Below are 18,588 nucleotides of genomic sequence, written 5' to 3' on the forward strand. Positions count from 1 at the left end.
TCCGCCAAGCGGGTTATCAACCCTGAAACCGGCATTCAGGAAAGGCGCCCCAATGGAAAACCCTACCGCCCCCAAAGCCGGCGCCATGCTGCATCTGCGCGGCAACACGCTGTTTGAAGGCGACCCGGTGGCGCTGCCGCTGACGCAAAGCTCCATGTACCACCTGCCGGGCGACTGGACGGGCGGACCTAGCTATGGCCGGGTGGACAACGCCACCTGGGAGCATCTGGAACATGTGCTGGCCTATCTGGAAGACGCGCCAACGCTGGCCTTCCCCTCCGGCATGGCGGCGATTTCGGCGGCGTTGTTCGCCACCGTAAAAGCAGGGTCAAAACTGCTGATCCCCTCGGACGGCTATTACGTCACCCGGCGCCTCAGCGAGCGGTTTTTGCAAAACCTCGGTGTTGAGGTGGAGCAGCGCCCCACTACCAGCTTCGCGGACGGCGGGTTTGAAGGCTTTGACGTTGTTTTTGCGGAAACACCGTCGAATCCCGGGCTGGATCTCTGCGATCTGCGCGCCATTGCAGATGCGGTTCATGCGGCGGGCGGGCTGCTGATCGTCGACAACACCACCATGACACCTTTGGGCCAGCGCCCGCTGGAGCTGGGCGCGGATGTGGTCGCGGCCTCCGATACCAAAGCGCCGGGCGGGCATTCGGATGTGCTGATGGGGCATCTGGCCACCCGCAACGAAGAAATCCTGCAGGCCGCGCGCGAATGGCGTCAGTTCGGCGGCGGCATCCCCGGCCCGCAGGAGGCCTGGCTGGCGCACCGGGGCTTGGAGACTTTGGAGATCCGCTTTGACCGGATGTGCAGCACGGCGCAGGTGCTGGCCGAACGGCTGGCGGCGCATCCGCGGGTGCAGGCGATCCGTTTTCCCGGCCTGGCGTCTGACCCGTCGCATGGACTGGCGAAACAGCAGATGTTGCGGTTCGGGTTTTTGATCTCAGTCACTCTCGACAGCGCTGAACAGGCGGACGCGTTTATCAACAACTGCCCGCTGATCCGTGCTGCGACGTCGTTTGGCGGGGTGCATACATCGGCGGAACGCCGCGCCCGCTGGGGTGATGCGGTGGCGCCGGGGTTCGTGCGGATCTCGGTCGGGACCGAGCCGGCGGAGGAACTGTGGAACGCCATGGCGGCTTCGCTCGCGGCGCTTGGCAGCTGAGCCGGGGCAGGGCGTCAAGTCAGCGTCTGATAGAGCGAAGCGATCCAGTTGCTGACGGCCTTCACCTCGTCGCGCTGACCTGCGCGGTCGTTGATCACCATGTAATGCGAGCGGCGTTTCGGCAGCGTGTATGCAGTTGGCGCAAGGACCAGGCCCTGTTCGATATATTGCCGGGCAAAGCTTTCCAGCACCATCGTCACCCCGTGCCCTGCGGCCACCGTTTGCAATGCCAGCAGTGAAGAATCGGCCTTGAGCCAGTCGGTGGTCACCTGCAAGGTCAGCCCGTGCAGATCGGCCAAGCGGCCCCAGTCGGTTTCCGAGCCGATGATCTGCACCACATCAGCACGGGCGAGGTCAGCGATGGATGGGCTGCCGCCCAGGGCCGCGGCATAGGCGGGGCTGCAGACCGGAACGGCGCTTTCGTGGCCCAGATGCAGGATCTGGATTTCCTGCCAATCGCCGGAACCATAGCGGATATCAATATCCAGCGCCTGCTCATCAAAGCGGCTGGCCCAGACGGTGGTCGACAGTTGCACGAAGATATCCGGGTGTTCTGCCTGGAACCGGGCCAGTTGCGGCGCGATCACCAATGCGGCGCAGGAGATAGTGGCGCGCAAATGCACCACCCGCTTGCGCTTCCTGCTGAACAGCCCGGTGGTGGCGCGCTGCATGTCGTCAAAGGATTTACGGATCGGCTGGGCGTAGGCCTGGCCGGTGTCGGTCAGTGCAACGCCGCGGGCCAGGCGTTTGAACAGCTGGGTGTTCAGATGCTTTTCCAGCAGCCGGATCTGCTGGCTGATGGCGGCGGGCGTCAGGCCCAGTTCCTCGGCGGCGGCAGAGAAACTGTTGAGCCGTGCGGCGGCCTCAAAAGCTTTCAGCCAGGTGACATGGGGCAGATCGGTCATGCGTGCCATTAAGCATAGTTAGGCCTTAGGGGCAAAACCCATTGTTTGATTTACGCCAAGGACGCTGCGCAAGGTCGCGGCAAACAAGCGGACTTGGCACGTTATGGCGCAAACATTTGATTTCATTATTGTCGGGGCCGGATCGGCGGGTTGTGTGCTGGCCGACAGGCTGACTGCGAATGGCCGGCACAAGGTGCTGCTGATCGAGGCGGGCGGCACCGACCGGCGGTTCTGGATCAAAATCCCGGTGGGCTACGGCTTTACCTTCTCGGACCCGGCGGTGAACTGGCGTTACTCTGCTGCGGCGGATCCGGGGCTGAACGGGCGCGCGGCCTATTGGCCGCGGGGCAAGGTGCTGGGCGGGTCAAGCTCGATCAACGCGATGGCCTATGTGCGCGGGCTGCCGCATGATTTCGACGATTGGGAGGCCGCTGGCGCCGCAGGCTGGGGCTGGGCGGCCGTGCGCCGCAGCTATGAGGCGCTGGAGAGCCATGATGAATGCCACGAAGGAGCGCGCCGCCTGCGCGGGGCGGGTCCTGTGCGGGTCACGGACCTCAGCGCGCGGATGCATCCCTTTGCCCGCAACTTCCTGGCCGCGGGGCACGAGATGGGATGGCCGGTGCTGCCGGACATGAATGCGTCTGCCGATGCCGGCGCCAATACCCTGCCAAGCGAGGGCATAGGATTCGTGCGCAGCACTGTGAAGGACGGGCGGCGCTGGTCTTCGGCGGATGCGTTTCTGCGGCCTGCGATGAAGCGCGGCAATCTGACCGTGGTCAGCGGTGCACTGGTGGAGAAGGTGCTGACTGCCGGCGGGCGCGCCACTGGGGTGGCCTACCGGGTGAAAGGGCGGCAGAAGCAGGCGACGGCAGCGCGGGAGGTGATCCTGAGCGCAGGTGCGGTGAATTCGCCGCAGCTGCTGCAACTATCCGGCATCGGCCCGGCGGGGTTGCTGCAGCGGCACGGAATCAAAGTGGCGCAGGATCTGCCGCAGGTCGGGCAGGGGCTGCAGGATCATCTGGCGGTGTCGCATTTCTTTTGGGCCAATACCGCGACGCTGAACAACCGGCTGGGCAGCTTTGCCGGGCAGATGAAGGCCGGGCTGCAATATATGCTGACCCGCAAAGGGCCGCTGAGCGTTCCGGTCAATCAGTGCAGCGGCTTTGTCCGCACCAAGGGCGCGGCGCTGCCGGATGTGCAGGTCTATTGCAACCCGGCGTCTTATTCGACGCGTCCCAATGGCAAGCCGCAGATCGACCGGGACAATGGTTTCCTGCTGTGCGTGCAGCCCAGCCGGCCGACCAGCCGGGGGCAGATCAATATCCAGTCCGCGGACCCCGCGCAGGCGCCGCTGATTGAGCCGAATTCGCTGTCAACGGATGCGGACAAGGCAACAGCTGTGCGCGCAAGCCGCCTGCTGCAGGCCCTGGCGGCAATCCCGGCAATCACGCGCGTCACCCGCGAACGGCGGGCGCCGGATATCATCGGGATGGATGACAGCACTTTGCTGGAGAATTTCCGGGAACGCTCAGGCAGCGTGTTCCATGCCTCCTGCACCTGCCGGATGGGCAATGATGCCGCGGATTCGGTTCTGGATGCGCGCCTTAGGGTGCACGGGGTGGCGGGGCTCCGGGTGATCGATGCCTCTGCCTTTCCGAATGTGACCTCGGGCAACACCAATGCTCCAACCATGATGCTGGCGGCGCGCGGTGCCGACCTGGTGCTGGAAGACAATGAAAACAGGCCCTTGGCGGCTGAATGACAGGGAAACCCTTGATGAAACTCGACAAGATCGAAACCTTTGTGTTCGGCAATCCGCCGCCGCGCCACGGCGGGCGGTACTTTATCTTTGTGCGCCTGACCACTGCCTGCGGCATCACCGGGGCGGGGGAGATCTATAACGCCACCTTTGGCCCGGACCTGTGCTGCGCGATGGCCGAGGAGATGTTTGCCCGCCAGTTCGAAGGCTGCGATCCGCATCATATCGAGAAACTGTGGCGCAAGTCTTATGGCGCGGGATACACGCTGCGGCCCGATGTAACTGTTATGGGCGTCCTCAGCGGGCTGGAGATGGCCTGCTGGGACATCATCGGCAAGGCTGCGGGCAAACCGGTTTATCAGCTGATGGGCGGGCAGGTGCATGACCGCCTGCGCAGCTATACTTACCTCTATCCGCCGGAAGGGGATGTGTATCCGGACCCGGACATGCCGAATGTCTACAACGATCCGGACATTGCTGCCGAGGTTGCGCTGCAACGGGTGGAGCAGGGCTTCACCGCGGTGAAATTCGACCCTGCCGGGCCTTATACGATCTATGACGGCCATCAACCGCGGCTGGAGGATCTGGAGCGCAGCGAATTGTTCGTCAAACGCATCCGCGAGGCGGTCGGCACCCGGGCGGACCTGCTGTTCGGCACCCATGGGCAATTCACCGTTTCCGGCGCCAAGCGGATGGCGCGGCGGCTGGAGCCCTATGAGCCCTTGTGGTTCGAAGAACCCACAACGCCGGAGAATCCCGCCGATATGGCGGAGGTGGCGCGGTTCACCTCGGTGCCGATCTCGACGGGCGAGCGGCTTTGCACCAAGCACGAATTTGCGCGGGTGCTGGAGGCAGGTGCGGCCTCGATCCTGCAAATGGATCTGGGACGCGTCGGCGGCCTGCTGGAGGCCAAGAAGATCGCCAGCATGGCCGAAACCCGGCAGGCCCAGATCGCACCGCATCTCTATTGCGGGCCGGTGGTGGCGGCGGCGAACATCCAAATCTCCACCTGCAGCCCGAACTTTCTGATCCTGGAATCGATCGGCCGCTTTGAGGGGCCGTATATGTCCTGCCTGAAATCCTCGATCACCTGGGAAGAGGGCTATGTGATCCCGTCTTCCGAGCCGGGCCTGGGGGTGGAGCTGGATGATGAGGCCATTGCCGCCAGCCCCTATACCGGCAGCGCATTGCATCTGGATCTGGTGCAGGAGCCGGTTGTGCAGTGAGGCTGCGGCCCTGAACGAACGGGCGGCAGGGGCTTATGCCCCTGCCGCCGCTTTTCAGGCCTTGGGTGGATCAGATCCCGGATTTCACCTTGGTCCAGGCGCGGCTGCGCTGGCGCAGGGCACGGGCGCCCAGGCTCTTGTCGGGGAACAGCCGGGCCAGGGTTTCGGCGTCCGGATAGATCCCCGGATCCGACAGGATCTCGGGCAGCACATGGGCATCGGCCGCCGCGTTTGCATTGGCAAAGAAGACGGTGTTGGAGACCTCGGCAATCACCTCGGGCTGCAGCATGTGGTCGATGAAGGCATAGGCTTCATCCACATTTGCGGCGTCCTCCGGGATCGCCATCAGGTCGATCCACATCAGGGTGCCCTCCTTGGGGATGGAGTACAGGATTTCGACGCCATTGCCGGCCTCCAGCGCCCGCGCCTGGGCAATGCCCGCGTCGCCGGAATACATCACCGCGAGGCAGACATTGCCGCCCGGCAGATCAGTGGCGGGTTTCTGGTTGCTGAAATAGGTGATGTTGTCAGCCGCTGACGCCAGCAGTGCCTGCGCCTTGGCGATTTCGGCCTTGTCTTCGGAGTAGGGGTCGGCGCCCAGGTAGTTCAGGGTGACCGACAGCATTTCAACCGGTGAATCCAGAACTGCAACGCCGCAGTCCTTCAGCTTGGCGGCATATTCCGGGTTGAACAGCAGATCCCAGCTGTCGACCGGCATGTCCCCCAGCCGCGCAGACACCAGCGCCGGGTTGTAGGCAAGACCGATGGTGCCCCAGGTATAGGGCACACCCAGCCCGCGCCCGCCCGGCAGCTTGTCCAGCGAGGCCAGGATTTCAAGCCGCAGATTGCCGTAGTTGCTGAGCCGCGCCGTGTCGATCGGCTGCAGCGCGCCGGCCTGCAGCTGGCGCTCGGCGTTGGAGGCGGCCGGGAACACCACGTCATAGCCGGAGCCGCCCGCCAGCATCTTGGTTTCCAGCACCTCGTTGCTGTCAAAGTAATCGAGCGTGACCTGGGTGCCGGTGGACTGCTCAAAGCCGGGGATCGAGTTTTCGCCGAAGTAATCCGCCCAGTTGTAAATGGCGAGCTCTCCGGCCGCAGCCGGCGCCGTCAGGGCGGCGGCCAGCAGGGGTGCTGCCAAAAGGCTGTTTCTAAGCATGTTTTCCTCCCTGTTGTTTGCGCCTCAGCGCTGGCCGGATTTTCCGGCCGCGTAGAGGCAGAGCAGATCATTGGCGATGGTGGCGCCAGCGATGGCGGTGATTTCCGAGATGTCATAGGCCGGGGCGACCTCGACCACGTCCATGCCAACGACATCAATGCCCGCCAGCCCGCGGATGATCTCCTGCGCCTGATAGGGGCTGAGGCCGCCAATCACCGGCGTACCGGTGCCAGGGGCAGAGGCAGGCTCCAGCGCATCGATGTCGAAAGTGACATAGGTCTTGCGGCCGCCGGTGATGGCGCGGATTTTCTCTGCCACAGCCTCAGGCCCGGATTTCTGCACCTCTATGGCATCGATGATGTTCATGCCCATCGGATCGGGGTTATGGGTGCGGATCCCGACCTGGACCGAGCAGGCGGGGTCCACCAGACCCTCCCGGATGGCGTGCCACAGCATGGTGCCGTGGTCGATGCGGCCTTCCTCGTCCGCCCAGGTGTCGGAATGGGCGTCGAACTGGATCAGGCTGAGGGGGCCGTGTTTCTCGGCATGCGCCTTCAGCAGCGGATAGGTGATGAAATGATCGCCGCCGATCGACAGCAGCGCCGTATCACTGGCCAGCACATCGCGGGCGGCCTGGGTGATCTGGCCCGGCACCTTGTGGGGATAGCCATAGTCGAACTCGCAATCGCCATAATCAACAACCCGCAGCGCCTCATAAGGATCCGCCTCCCAGGGCCAGGGTTTCGACCAGGCGATATGGCTGGACCCTGAGCGCACCGCGCGCGGCCCCAGACGGGTGCCGGAACGGCTGGAAACCGACAGGTCAAAAGGCACGCCCATCACCGCCACATCCGCGCCGCTGAGGTCGCGGGTATAGCGGCGGCGCATGAAGCTGAGCGCGCCGGCATAGCTGGCCTCGGCAATCACACCGCGGTCGCTGGCGCGGGTAAAGGCGAGGTCGCCCTGTACGGGGTTCACGCTGGAGGTATCGGTCATCTGGGGCTCCGTTAAGTTGAAAGTCCGGCTGGCCCCAGTTTGAAATCTGCGCTTATGCTAGTAAACTTAGCAAAGGACATATATCGATAGGTATAGGTATGACCGCTGAGATACCCCATCCCCCGTTGGCCGCCGGCTGGGTGAGAGCCATGGCTGCCCTGGCAGAAACACTTGGTTCCGACCGCTTTCCCGCTGCGTTGCGGCAAATCCTGTCGCAGTGCTGCCGCTTTGATTCGATGATCATCTCACGCTATGAGGGCGCGCTGCCGCCCGTTTCCCTGTATCAGGATCTGGATGAGCTGCAGGCGGCGATTACCGTGGAATTCTACGCCAGCGGCCCCTATCTGCTGGATCCGCTCTATCAGGCCTGCCGCAACGGCTGCAGCCCGGGGGCCTACCGGCTGATGGAATTGGCGCCGGAGGCGTTCTACCGGTCGGAATACTACCGCGCCTTTTTCCGCAAGATCAGTATCAGCGACGAGATCGGCGTCCTGGTGCAGGACGGGGCAGAGCGCTGGATCATTGTTTCGCTGGCCCGTTTTTCCCGCCGCCAGCGGTTTGAAGCGGCGGATACCGCACGGCTGAATGCAGCGTTCCCGGTGATATGCGCTGCGGTCCGGCGGCAATGGGGGCAGGCAGAGACGCCGGCTGCAGGGTTCAAGCAGCCGGATTGGGAGGACCGGATGCAGACCTTTGGCAGCGGCGTCCTGAGCCCGCGGGAACGGGAGGTGGTGCAGCTGGTCCTGCAGGGGCATTCGACGCCCTCCGCCGCCGCATACCTTGGGATTGCCGAGGGCACGGTCAAAGTCCACCGGCATCACGCCTATTCAAAACTGGGAATTGCGTCGCAGGCAGAGCTGTTTTCCTTGGCCACCCGGCATCTCGCCGGGGCGGGTTAGCTTGCGCCGCAGGGAGCTGGCCTTCCGGGGCTTTGCCGGACCGCACGGCCGCGCACCGGTAAGGGCGGCAGCATCAAGGGAACAGGGTTCAGCATGATCCATTCCCATTCAGATTTGTCCGCAATGCAAATGGTTCAGGCAGCAGGGAACATCATGGATTAGGGCATCTTGCTATGGATGACGGAAACGGGCTCGCGGACTCGGTCATGGGTAACAAGATCGGCCACATTCAGGCGGGCCAGGTCGCAGCCGTGCAGCTTGCTGCCGATCACGGGACTGAATAGCGCGAGATCTCTGAGATTGCCTGCAAGTTCGAGCCGGGCGCGGATTGCCTAGATTGGTTTCGGGAGCAGTGGGCGTTTCGGTTTGACGGCAGGAAGTTGGATTGTGGACATGAGATTTCTCCCATCCTCCCCTCCGTCTCCAGTTGCCGGCATCGTTCGGGCTGGCGGATTTTATCAATGTACGCAAACAACTGGTCACGAGCCTTATTTCAGCGAGCTGATACTGCACTGCGGCATGGAGCGCGTCTTACGGTTTTTCTGTGCTGCAACGAACGGCGGCTTTCCCAAAACGGCTTAGTGAGATTGAGGCGGTTCTTGTGCCGTTCCCGCAGGGAATGGCAGTGATTGCGTCACAAGCCGCCCAGTTCATTCTGACCGGTGCAATTTTGATAAAAATCTATCTGATAATTTGCCCGGTGTCTGGCGGTCCTTAACCATTATCAGCGCACACTTTCGTCGACGATCTGGGAGACGGTAATTGCCAGGATATTTTTCGGAGATTGGCTACGACGGCAACGTACACCAGGACTTCATAGAAGTCGCTGTGCCGACCGGCACAGATGTTTCGGGGTGGACCGTCCTCACATACCATACAGACGGGACGTTGCAAGAAACCTTCACTCTGGGCAGCTCAACTCAGACCATCGCTGGCAAGGATGTCTATGTTGTCAACAAAGACACGGCCGGTTTTGTAGATATTGGCGCCACCAGAGGCTACGCCCTCGTTGATGACACCGGGACCGTTCAACAATTCATCAGCTTTTCTGAAGCGATCACCGCCACCGAGGGCGCGGCGGCCGGGCAATCGGCTCAGCAGATGGGCGATTTGACCGGCCCAGGCGAATCGATGGAAACCACCGACGGCGGGGCGACATATCAAGCGCAATCTACGACCAGCAAAGCTCCATTGTGTGCTATGCTCCAGGCACGCTGATCGAAACGCCGCACGGCTCACGCGCGGTGGAAACCCTGCACCCCGGCGATCTGGTGCTGACCGCGGACCATGGCGCGCAGCCCATTCTTTGGACGCGCAGCAGATATCAATCCCTGGATGAGGGCGAGGACGAGGGAAAACCTGTGCTTATTCAGGCCAGGGCCCTGGGATCGGGCCTGCCTGAACAGGACCTGGTCGTGTCGCCTCAGCATCGCATTCTGGTTGGAGGCGGCGGGCAGTTGACCGACTATTTCAAGACCGAGGTATTTGCTCCAGCCAAATCCCTGACCAAGCTGCCCGGCATCCGCCACATGAAGGGCAAGCGCGGCGTAAACTGGGTTCATTTCGCTTGCGCACGCCACGAAGTTGTTCTGGCCAATGGCTGCCAATCCGAAAGCCTGCTTCTGGGGCCGATGGTGATGGACGGGCTAGGTTTCCTCGAACGTCAGAACCTGATCGATATCTTCGGCGCGGCCAAAACGCCGTGTGCGGCGCCAAACGGACCGCCAGCACGGGAATGCTTGACGGTTGGCACCGTGCGACGCCAGTTGAAAGGGCAGGCAAAAATGGCCTATCACCGGCGCGCAAGAAACATCCAGAAATGGGATGAGGACGCCGCGATGGAGCGGCACGAAGCGGAGATGCTTCATGCGGCGGAGCCGGTGGGAGAAGCGCGGAAACGGCGCATGATGTGACCCGGCAATTTTCCGATTGGTCCCCAGCGTTCAACTGCGCCCTATGAACTGGTAACGAAGGCCGGCAATAACGGACCTGCCTGCCATTGAGCGCTTCTGGGTTGTCCCATTTCGAAATAGTTTTCATCCAAGCGAACCTCGTCAGTGGTCAGTCGCCACAATTGAAGGCCGCCGTAGGTGCACAGGTAGCGAAAGATCACTATGTCGCGCATCTTTCCAATACATGCAGCACGCAGCGAATGGCCGGTGTTTACCATGTCATCTGATTGTTTTTCGTAACGACCCATTATGCACGTTTGGTCCAGTTGGGCCGCTTCGGGCCGGTGGCGAGTGCTTTCTAAACGGTGGCGGCTCCAGGTGTGTTTCCCTGCGGCCTGCGGTTGTTGACCTGCAAAGAACCTGCACCTGAACGCTAGAACCGCCCCTGCAAATGGCTGGTCCCGTTTGCAAGAGCGGTCTTCGCAAGCGGCCAAGGGAAGCCGCCCGCAGGGTGGGTCAGTCGTCGTCGCCGTTCTGGTAGGGCACCACCAGCGTCGGGATCTGCGACCGGCGCAGCACCCGTTTGGCCACAGTGCCCAGGAAGGTGTGGGAAAACCCGTGATCATGGGCTCCAAGCACGATCAGGTCGCAGCCCAGCTCAACCGACCGGCGCAGGATCACTTCCGCCGGGTGGCCGTCGGTCACCTCGACCGAGGTGACCTGATCGCGGATCCTGGCATCATCGCCTTCCAGCGCCGCCCAGAACCGGGCCTGCCGTTCGGCAAGCACCTTTTTCACCATCTCGTGCCGCCGTTTGGCCGCGGACTTGCGGGTCTCGTCGTTCAGCACAAACATCTCGAAGGTGATCCTGGCATCGTCCGAGATCGGCTCATTCACGTGCAGCACGTGGATTTCCGCGCCCGTCGCCTGCGCCAGGCTGGCGGCATGGCGCAACGCATAAGGCGAGTTCTGCGACAGATCGGTGGCAAACAGGATGTTGGTGATCATCGGTTTCATATCAGATCCTTTCACATCAATAGCCGAACAACCGCGGCAACCACAGGGAGATCTCCGGGAAGAAGGCGATGATGAAAATCGCAATCGTGTTCACCGCGGCAAAGGGCAGGGCGCGCAACGAGATCTGCTCGATCGAGATGTTCGATATGCCCGAAGCGATGAACAGATTCTCGCCCAGCGGCGGGGTCTGGAAGCCGATGCCCAGCGTACAGACCATCACCACGCCGAAGTGGATCGGGTCGATGCCGACCGAATAGGCCACCGGCAGCATCACCGGCACCAGGATCAGAATTGTCGCCAGGGTCTCCATGAACATGCCGACGAAAAGCAGGAAGAAGATGATCAGCGCCCAGATCACATAGAGGTTCTGGGTGAAGCTCAGCATGCTGTCCGCGATGATTGCCGGGATCTGGTTTTCCACCAGCAGACGGCCGAACACAGTGGCGGTGAACAGGATCAGCAGCACGCGGCCGGTCAGCCAGGTGGTGGCCTCCAGCGATTGGAACAGCGACGACCAGGTCAGCTCGCGGTAGATGAAGACACCAACCACCAGCGTATAGAAGATCGCCACGATGGCGGCCTCGGTCGGGGTGAAGAAGCCGGTGTAGATACCGCCCAGGATCACCAGCGGCGCCATCAGCGACCAGAAGCCGCGGTACATCTCGCAGCCGACATTGCGGAACGACCAGCCTTCGGCCATGCCCTTGTAGCCGCGCTTTTTCGACATGAAATAGTTCAGGATCAGCAGGCTGGTGGCAATCAGGAAGGCGGGCACAAACCCGGCGATGAACAGTTTTGAAATCGACACCGATTGGAAGGTGCCGAATTTCTCGACCGCTTCCGGCGGCGGCGCCATGCCAAGGGCCGCAATGCCGAAGATCACCATCGGAATCGACGGAGGGATGATGATGCCCAGACCGCCGGAGGATGCGGTCACGGCAGAGGCAAAGCCCTTTTCATAGCCGCGGTCGATCATTGCCGGGATCATCAGCATGCCGACGGCCGCTGTGGTGGCCGGGCCGGAGCCGGAGATCGCACCGAAGAACAGGCAGGCCATCACGGTCGCGGCCGAGATGCCGCCGGTGAACGGTCCGGCCAGGCTTTCGGCGACATTGATCAGGCGCTTCGAGATCCCCGCCGCCTCCATCAGCGCACCGGCCAGAATGAACGCAGGCAGCGCCATCAGCGGGAAGGAGCCGACCGAGGTAAAGGCGATCTGCACAAATTTGATCGGGTTTTCATCCAGGTACAGGAACGACACCAAGGAGGCGACGCCTAGCGCCACCGTGATCGGGGCGCCCATCAGCAACAGCACCAGGAACGACCCGAACAGAATTGAGACGATTTGAGTTTCCATGTTTTTTCCCTGTCCGGCGCTTACTTGCCGCGCTCTGCTTCGGTGGCGGCCTTGATTTCATCAAGGTCGATCTGATCGGGGTCCGAGATATCCTCGCCCTTGATCAGCTTTTTGTAGTTCACCTGCAGAATACGGATGGTCATCAGGGTGAAGGCGATTGGCAGTACCATGTAGACGTATTTCATCTCGATGCCCAAGGTCTGGGATTTCCAGAACTTGTTCATCTTGTTGAAGACAAAGTCGTAGGCCAGCCAGATGAAATACACATTGAAGAAGATCCAGAACAGATCTGCAAAGGCTTCGATATATTTGATGTAGCGTTCGGGCAGGAATTTGAATTGAAACGTCACCCGGTTGTGGGCGCTTTTCAGCGCAGCATAGCTGGCACCGAAGAAAACAAACCAGACGAACATGTAGACCGAAAGCTCCTCGATCCATGAAAACGAATGGCCGAACACTTCGCGCGAGACGATCTGCACAAACAGCAGAATGACAAAACCGGACAGCAAAAGCCGGCAAATATAGCTTTCTATATTGTCCAGGAATTTCCAGAACATGATATACTTCTCCCCTGTGCAAAGCAGCGCACGTGGCGCTGCTTTGTTATTCCTTATTATGTGCCAGAGGCTTATTGAACCGGGTCACGGCCGATGGTGGTCAGCACTGTGTTCAGTTTGTCGACGCCGCCGATGGAGTCATAGAACTGCGGCCACACGGCTTCGGTCGCCAGCTTGATGAATTCAGCCTCATCGTTGGCCGGATCGTCGATCTGCATGCCCTTGGCGAGCAGGCTCTCTTTGATCTCGGCTTCGATGTCGCGCAGGTACTGGGCCGATTTCACGGTCGCTTCCTTGCCCGCTTCGATCAGGATCTGCTGGTCCTCTTCGGAGAGGTCCTGGAACACGGCCTCGGACACGATCAGCGGCTCGATCGAGAAAATGTAGCGCAGGTTGGTCACATACTTCTGCACTTCATAGAACTTCATCGCGTTGATGGTGGTGTAGGGGTTGTCCTGACCGTCGACAACTTGGGTCTGCAGGCCGGTGAAGGTCTCGGACCAGGCCATCGGGGTCGGGTTGATGCCCCAGGACTTGTAAGTCTCGATCATGATCTCATTCTTGGGAACGCGGATGACCAGACCCTGCAGGTCGGCAACCGTGGTAACCGGCTTCTGGGAGTTGGTGAGGCGGCGGAACCCTGTGTAGGTCCAGGCCAGGATGCGCACGCCGGCATCGCGGATGGTGTTCTCAGTCAGCTCCTGGCCGATCGGACCCTGGGTCAGTTTTTCGGCATCTTCCAGTGACAGGATCACGTAAGGCAGCGTAAAGACGCCAACAGTCGGCGAAAACGGTGTGACATTGTTGATCGCCAAAAGCGACATGTCCAGGGTGCCGATGGCGGCTTCGTTGACGGTGTCCTGCTCCGAGCCCAACTGGCCGTTGAGGAACATGGTGCCGGTATGTTCACCGCCGGATTTTTTTTCCAAAGCTTCAATGAAAAACTTGCCGGTGCCTTCCTGCGAGCTGCCGGCGCCGTCGCCTACAGCAATTTTAAAGTTTTTCGCGGATACTGCGCCGGTGGTCAGCATCGCAGCTGCAGAAACGGCTGCGGTCAGCGTGCAGACCTTTTTGAGAAATGACATAACTTCCCTCCGTGTTGTCATCTTGTACCAAGGCGCGCGCTGGCATGCCCTCCATAACGCCGGTGCCAGTACGGTCCTGCCTTGCTGGCGAAAGGCTACATTGCGCTTCATGTTTCTGGAATGTAAACTTATGATATCAAGGTTTCACATTTATCGAACTTTAGGATGAACCGTAAAACACATGTAAAGCATATTGCCGATGCCGATCTGAAACTGCTTAGGGTGTTCAAGGCAGTGGCCGAAAGCGGCGGGCTGGCAGCCGCCGAAACCGAGCTTAACATCGGCAAATCGACCATCTCGAAATACATCGCCGACCTCGAGCTGCGGCTGGACCTGAAGCTGTGCAATCGCGGCCCGGCGGGATTCTCGCTGACAGACGACGGCATCAAAGTGCTGAAGTCCGCCGAAGAGCTGCTGACCTCGGTGTCGGATTTCCGCGCCGACGTGAATGAGATCAAGAAGCAGATGGCCGGCATTATCCGGATTGCCCTGTTCGACCAATGCGCCTCAAACCCCGAAGCCTTTGTGCCCGGCGGAATCCGCGCCTTCAACAAGGCCGCGCCTTCGGTGGAGATCGAACTGTCGCTGGAGCCGCCGAACGTAATCGAAACCAAGGTGATCGGGGGCCAGCTCGACATCGGCATCCTGGCGCTGCACCGGCCAGTGCCCAGCCTGGACTACATGCCGCTTTATGGAGAGAACATGTTTCTCTATTGCGGCAAGGGGCACCCGTTCTTTGACTGCGATCAGCAAAGCCTGGGTCTGCAGGATGTGCAGGCCATGAATTATGCAGGCATCCGGGTAAGCTCGCCTAATCTGCATGTGGGGCAAAAACTGGGCTTCCGCCGCTCAGCCAAAGTGCAGAACGAGCAGGCGCTGGCGATTCTCATCATGTCAGGCAGTTATCTGGGGTTCTTGCCGGACCACCTGGCCGCCGGGTTTGTCGGCAGCGGCCAGATGCGGAAAGTGCTGCCCAGGGAGGTGTTCTACCGCAGCCAATTCGCTGCCGTCACCCGAAAACGCCCGGCGGTGAACCGTATCACCAAACTGTTTCTGGATACCCTGGTTGCCGCTCACTCCGGGCAGATAACAGAGGCGTAACGCAGCACACAGATTTCCGGAACGAAGCGGCATCGAACTAAACGCACACCTGATGCACCGCTTAAATGATGTCCAGCGACACCTTGACCCGGTCCATCACAACCGCAGAGGTAAAGCGGCTGACATTGGATTCATCAAAGAAATACTCCTGCGTGAACGCCTCGTATTCCTTGATATCCCCGACGATGACCACAAGGATGAAATCAGCCTCGCCGGTGGTGTAATAGCATTGCTGAACCTGACTGGCCTGGCGTATCTTGCGTTTGAAGGCGTCCAGGTGCATCCGGCTTTCGCGCTCCAGAACCACCTGCACGATCACGGTCATTTCCCGCCCCAGCCGGGCCGGTGAAAGGATGGCAATTTCCTTTTCGATCACTCCGGTATCGCGAAGTTTCTTCAGCCGCTTCTGCACAGCCGGCGCGGAGAGGCCGATCTCATGGCTGATAGCTTCGGCGGTCAGTTGCGCGTTGGACTGTATCAGCCGGAGGATATCGTGGTCTTTTTCATCCATAGCTGGTTTTTCCCCTGCTTCGGCCGGATTGACAACTCGAATCCGCAAGGCACCGGAAGCACAGGGTCATGCGCTCCGGGGCCGCCGCCATCGGACCCGCGCGGGCTTCAGTGTTAAAGCCGGGTTCGCCGCCAAGCCGGACCCAGGCCTGCTAGGCGCGCGCCACCAGCCGCGGCCGGGGAGGGTGTGCTGCTTCAATCCCCAGCAAATGCGCCACGCGAAAAGTTACCTGCTCTCTGACGAAGCTTAACGCAGAGGGCACCTTCAAGCAGGCGCAGCCTTTGCAGGATCGCCAAATGTGAATGATTTCCTACCTGACGGTTTGCGCCACCCCAATGTGCGCCATTGAAATATTCTCGGCGGCGAACGCCAGTGTAATAAGGGCGAAGCAGCGTATTCTGCCCTATGGAAAGAAAATTCAAATTTGCGGCATAAAATCATAGGATTTCCGGAAAACTTCATCTGCGGCGGCCTTGCAGTACACATTTTTTCAGGACTTTCCTGATTAACACTCCTACAGGCCCCGGCTGCAACCGGTGCGCCGCCGTTAGCAGGAGACCTTCGCCAATGCCCCGGACCACGAAACTGCCGCTCAAGCTGAAACTGCCGCTGATCATGGTGGGGCTGACGGGGGCCTTCCTGGTCACCGTGTCGCTGCTGATTTATTCAATGGCCGAGCGCAGCATCCGGGAGAACGCCTTTGCCGCGCAAAAGATCGAAGCCAAATCCGGTGCCCAGGCCCTGGAATTCCTGATCAAAGCGGCCCGGTCCGATGTTTCCAGCTTGGCCGGCCAGCCCGCGGTGTTCCGGGCCATCGGAAATTTCGAACGGGTGATCGGCATGGTCGAGGAAGACGACCCCATTGCCTACCTGAGACAGACCTACGCCGCAGAAAACCCCAACCCAGCGCAGCAGCGCGAGGAGCTGACAGACGCAGGCGACGGCAGCTATTACAATCAGTCGCATGTCACCTATCACCCCACTTTCCTGCAAAGCCTGCGCCTGAACGGCTATCAGGACCTGTATCTGATCAGCGCCAAGGGGCAGGTGGTCTACTCGGTGAAAAAGCGGGATGATTTCCTGACCGAAATCGCGCCTGAAGCCGGCAACGGACTGGCCCGAGTCTTCCAAGCTGCCCTGCAGGCAGAGGCTGGCACGGTTGTTGCCGCCGACTTTGCCGCCTACAGCCACAGCCCTGATGGCGTTGCTGCCTTCATGGCCGCGCCTGTTTTCTCCAAACGCAAACAAGTGGTCGGTGTCATCGCCGTGCAGCTGGGCACCAAGGGCATCGTCAATGCGCTGACCAGCAATCTGTCGGGCGGCACTCATCAGAACATCTTTGTCGCAAGCAGCGACGGCCTGGCCCGCAGCCCGTCCTCGGTTGAGGGCTTGTTCCCGGTGCTCCAGAAGATGCCGGACACACCGCAGATTCAGGCCGCCAAGGCGCGCGAAGCGGGCCAGTTCGAGGCGGTTGCCTCCTCGCTCGGCGAACGCGCCATTGCCCTGGTGATGCCGCTGGAGCTGCCCGGCTTTGACTGGTCTCTGGTGCTGGAAACCGACGAGGACAACGCTTTTGCCGTGGTCGAGCGCATCCGGCTTATTGCCGCCGGGCTGATCGGCGCCGCGCTGCTGGCGGCCATCGGTGTGTGCTGGCTGGCGGCGCGCAGCGTCACCCGCCCGATCCATGCCCTGCGCGAGGCCACCAATGCGCTGGCAGACAGCAACTATGACACCGACATTAAGGGTCGCGACCGCGGTGATGAGCTGGGCGACCTGGCCCGCAGCCTCGACAGCTTCCGCGGCAAGCTTATTGAGGTCGACGCCGCGGCCGCGCGTGAGGTGGAGGCCGCCCGCCACACCGCTGCCGTGGTCGACAGTATGAGCGCAGCCTTGTCCGAGCTGCAGCGCGGCAACCTGACCTGCGACATCCAGGCGCCGTTCGACGGGCATTACGAGACCCTGCGGGAAAACTTCAACCGCAGCCTGGACCGGCTGCGCGGATCTATGAGTGACGTGGCGGAGGCGGCGGAAAACGTCGGGCGCTTTTCCGAGGAACAGCGCGGCGCGGCCACCGAAATGGCCCATCGCACCGAAAGTCAGGCGGCGACGCTGGAAGAAACCGCAGGCGCCATCCGCGAGCTGACCGGCGGTATCCGCGACACCGCGGCCCAAGCGGGCCGGATGGACAAAACCATGCGCGGCGCCCGCGATGAAGCCGAACAAAGCACCGATGTGGTAACATCTGCGGTCGCCGCGATGGATCAGATCCAGGAAGCTTCGTCGGAGATTTCAAAGATCATCAACATGATTGACGACATTGCCTTCCAGACCAATCTGCTGGCACTCAATGCCGGGGTTGAGGCTGCCCGCGCAGGTCCCGCCGGCGCAGGCTTCGCCGTGGTCGCCTCCGAAGTGCGCGCCCTGGCGCAGCGGGCGTCCAATGCGGCCGGGCAGATCAAAGGTCTGACCTCCGCCAGCGAGGAGCATGTGGCAAATGGCGTCGCCATGGTGGGCCGCGCAGGCGATGCGCTGACCAGCATCATCGAACAGGTTTCTGCGGTGTCCGGGCTGGTCACCGACATTGCCGACGGCGTGCGCACCCAATCGCGCGGGCTGCAGAAAATCGACGGTGCCATGCATCAGCTGGACAACATGACCCAGCAGAATGCCGCCATGTCCGAGGAAGCCGCGGCCGCCAGCCAGCTGCTGCAAAACGAATCGCACAGCCTGACAGATATCATTGGCCGGTTCGATCTGGGCCGCGGCAAAGCAGCCCCCGCCGCCAGCCAAGGCGTCAACAGAGGCCGCCCCCGCATGAGCGCCTGACGTAATACCTGACTGGCTGAGGCTCCGTTTCCGCCAGTCAATAGTCAGCCTGCAAATTTGCAGTGCGATTGCTTAACTTACACCTGATTGAACGACATTCAGGTGGGTAGCGGGGTCCATTCTGGATTGGGTT

The 18,588-nt window shown here is 61.2% G+C and carries 17 protein-coding genes; 8 read left to right on the plus strand and 9 right to left on the minus strand.

Annotation, left to right across the window (positions count from 1 at the left end):
* The first annotated feature begins 52 nt into the window (after window positions 1-52).
* Window positions 53-1,168 carry a cystathionine gamma-lyase gene (locus tag METH_RS20990; protein WP_024092795.1) on the plus strand — a complete coding sequence of 372 codons (1,116 nt, stop codon included), beginning with the start codon at window positions 53-55 and terminating at the stop codon, window positions 1,166-1,168.
* Window positions 1,169-1,182: 14 nt separating this feature from the next.
* Here the strand turns inward: METH_RS20990 and METH_RS20995 are convergent, their stop codons facing one another.
* The gene (locus METH_RS20995) at window positions 1,183-2,073 is read right to left on the minus strand and encodes a LysR substrate-binding domain-containing protein (RefSeq protein WP_044008814.1); all 891 of its coding nucleotides are present in this window, start codon (window positions 2,071-2,073) and stop codon (window positions 1,183-1,185) included.
* Window positions 2,074-2,176: 103 nt separating this feature from the next.
* On the opposite strand from METH_RS20995, the gene METH_RS21000 reads away from it, so the two are divergent.
* Both METH_RS21000 and METH_RS21005 read left to right on the plus strand, forming a co-directional pair.
* Window positions 2,177-3,835 carry a GMC family oxidoreductase gene (locus tag METH_RS21000; protein ID WP_024092797.1) on the plus strand — a complete coding sequence of 553 codons (1,659 nt, stop codon included), beginning with the start codon at window positions 2,177-2,179 and terminating at the stop codon, window positions 3,833-3,835.
* A 14-nt stretch (window positions 3,836-3,849) separates the two neighbouring features.
* On the plus strand, window positions 3,850-5,058 hold the full coding sequence (locus METH_RS21005) for a mandelate racemase/muconate lactonizing enzyme family protein (protein WP_024092798.1): 1,209 nt from the start codon (window positions 3,850-3,852) through the stop codon (window positions 5,056-5,058).
* 70 nt (window positions 5,059-5,128) lie between these two features.
* On the opposite strand, the gene METH_RS21010 is transcribed toward METH_RS21005, so the two are convergent.
* Both METH_RS21010 and speB read right to left on the minus strand, forming a co-directional pair.
* Window positions 5,129-6,214 (minus strand): extracellular solute-binding protein, encoded by a 1,086-nt coding sequence (locus METH_RS21010; protein ID WP_044008798.1) that lies wholly within the window; start codon window positions 6,212-6,214, stop codon window positions 5,129-5,131.
* A gap of 24 nt (window positions 6,215-6,238) precedes the next feature.
* Entirely contained in the window at window positions 6,239-7,210 is a 972-nt protein-coding gene (gene speB, locus METH_RS21015; protein WP_024092800.1) for an agmatinase, read from the minus strand.
* Window positions 7,211-7,359: 149 nt separating this feature from the next.
* Here speB and METH_RS21020 point away from each other — a divergent pair, with 149 nt between their 5' ends.
* The 3 genes from METH_RS21020 to METH_RS22850 all read left to right on the plus strand — a co-directional run bounded on the left by METH_RS21020 (window position 7,360) and on the right by METH_RS22850 (window position 10,022).
* The gene (locus METH_RS21020; RefSeq protein WP_024092801.1) at window positions 7,360-8,109 is read left to right on the plus strand and encodes a helix-turn-helix transcriptional regulator; all 750 of its coding nucleotides are present in this window, start codon (window positions 7,360-7,362) and stop codon (window positions 8,107-8,109) included.
* Window positions 8,110-8,871: 762 nt separating this feature from the next.
* The gene (locus tag METH_RS24405) at window positions 8,872-9,327 is read left to right on the plus strand and encodes a hypothetical protein (RefSeq protein ID WP_024092803.1); all 456 of its coding nucleotides are present in this window, start codon (window positions 8,872-8,874) and stop codon (window positions 9,325-9,327) included.
* 26 nt (window positions 9,328-9,353) lie between these two features.
* Window positions 9,354-10,022: a Hint domain-containing protein gene (locus METH_RS22850; protein WP_245603013.1), complete on the plus strand. Its 669-nt coding sequence runs from the start codon at window positions 9,354-9,356 to the stop codon at window positions 10,020-10,022.
* Window positions 10,023-10,063: 41 nt separating this feature from the next.
* Here METH_RS22850 and METH_RS24185 read toward each other — a convergent pair whose 3' ends face one another.
* The 5 genes from METH_RS24185 to METH_RS21050 all read right to left on the minus strand — a co-directional run bounded on the left by METH_RS24185 (window position 10,064) and on the right by METH_RS21050 (window position 14,017).
* On the minus strand, window positions 10,064-10,309 hold the full coding sequence (locus METH_RS24185; RefSeq protein ID WP_156927560.1) for a hypothetical protein: 246 nt from the start codon (window positions 10,307-10,309) through the stop codon (window positions 10,064-10,066).
* Window positions 10,310-10,517: 208 nt separating this feature from the next.
* A complete protein-coding gene (locus METH_RS21035) occupies window positions 10,518-11,018 on the minus strand; it encodes a universal stress protein (protein WP_024092805.1) in 501 nt (166 codons plus the stop codon).
* A gap of 16 nt (window positions 11,019-11,034) precedes the next feature.
* Window positions 11,035-12,375 carry a TRAP transporter large permease gene (locus METH_RS21040; protein ID WP_024092806.1) on the minus strand — a complete coding sequence of 447 codons (1,341 nt, stop codon included), beginning with the start codon at window positions 12,373-12,375 and terminating at the stop codon, window positions 11,035-11,037.
* A gap of 20 nt (window positions 12,376-12,395) precedes the next feature.
* Entirely contained in the window at window positions 12,396-12,932 is a 537-nt protein-coding gene (locus tag METH_RS21045) for a TRAP transporter small permease (protein WP_024092807.1), read from the minus strand.
* Window positions 12,933-13,003: 71 nt separating this feature from the next.
* Window positions 13,004-14,017, minus strand: a complete 1,014-nt coding sequence (locus METH_RS21050; RefSeq protein WP_024092808.1) for a TRAP transporter substrate-binding protein — start codon at window positions 14,015-14,017, stop codon at window positions 13,004-13,006.
* A gap of 165 nt (window positions 14,018-14,182) precedes the next feature.
* Between METH_RS21050 and METH_RS21055 the strand changes: the two genes are divergently transcribed.
* Window positions 14,183-15,118 (plus strand): LysR family transcriptional regulator, encoded by a 936-nt coding sequence (locus METH_RS21055; RefSeq protein ID WP_024092809.1) that lies wholly within the window; start codon window positions 14,183-14,185, stop codon window positions 15,116-15,118.
* A gap of 61 nt (window positions 15,119-15,179) precedes the next feature.
* On the opposite strand, the gene METH_RS21060 is transcribed toward METH_RS21055, so the two are convergent.
* Window positions 15,180-15,629, minus strand: coding sequence for an Lrp/AsnC family transcriptional regulator (locus tag METH_RS21060; RefSeq protein ID WP_024092810.1), 450 nt, complete (start codon window positions 15,627-15,629; stop codon window positions 15,180-15,182).
* 567 nt (window positions 15,630-16,196) lie between these two features.
* Here METH_RS21060 and METH_RS21065 point away from each other — a divergent pair.
* Window positions 16,197-18,455: a methyl-accepting chemotaxis protein gene (locus METH_RS21065; RefSeq protein ID WP_024092811.1), complete on the plus strand. Its 2,259-nt coding sequence runs from the start codon at window positions 16,197-16,199 to the stop codon at window positions 18,453-18,455.
* The last annotated feature ends 133 nt before the right edge of the window (window positions 18,456-18,588 follow it).

It is taken from the genome of Leisingera methylohalidivorans DSM 14336 (genome assembly GCF_000511355.1).
GTDB lineage: Bacteria > Pseudomonadota > Alphaproteobacteria > Rhodobacterales > Rhodobacteraceae > Leisingera > Leisingera methylohalidivorans.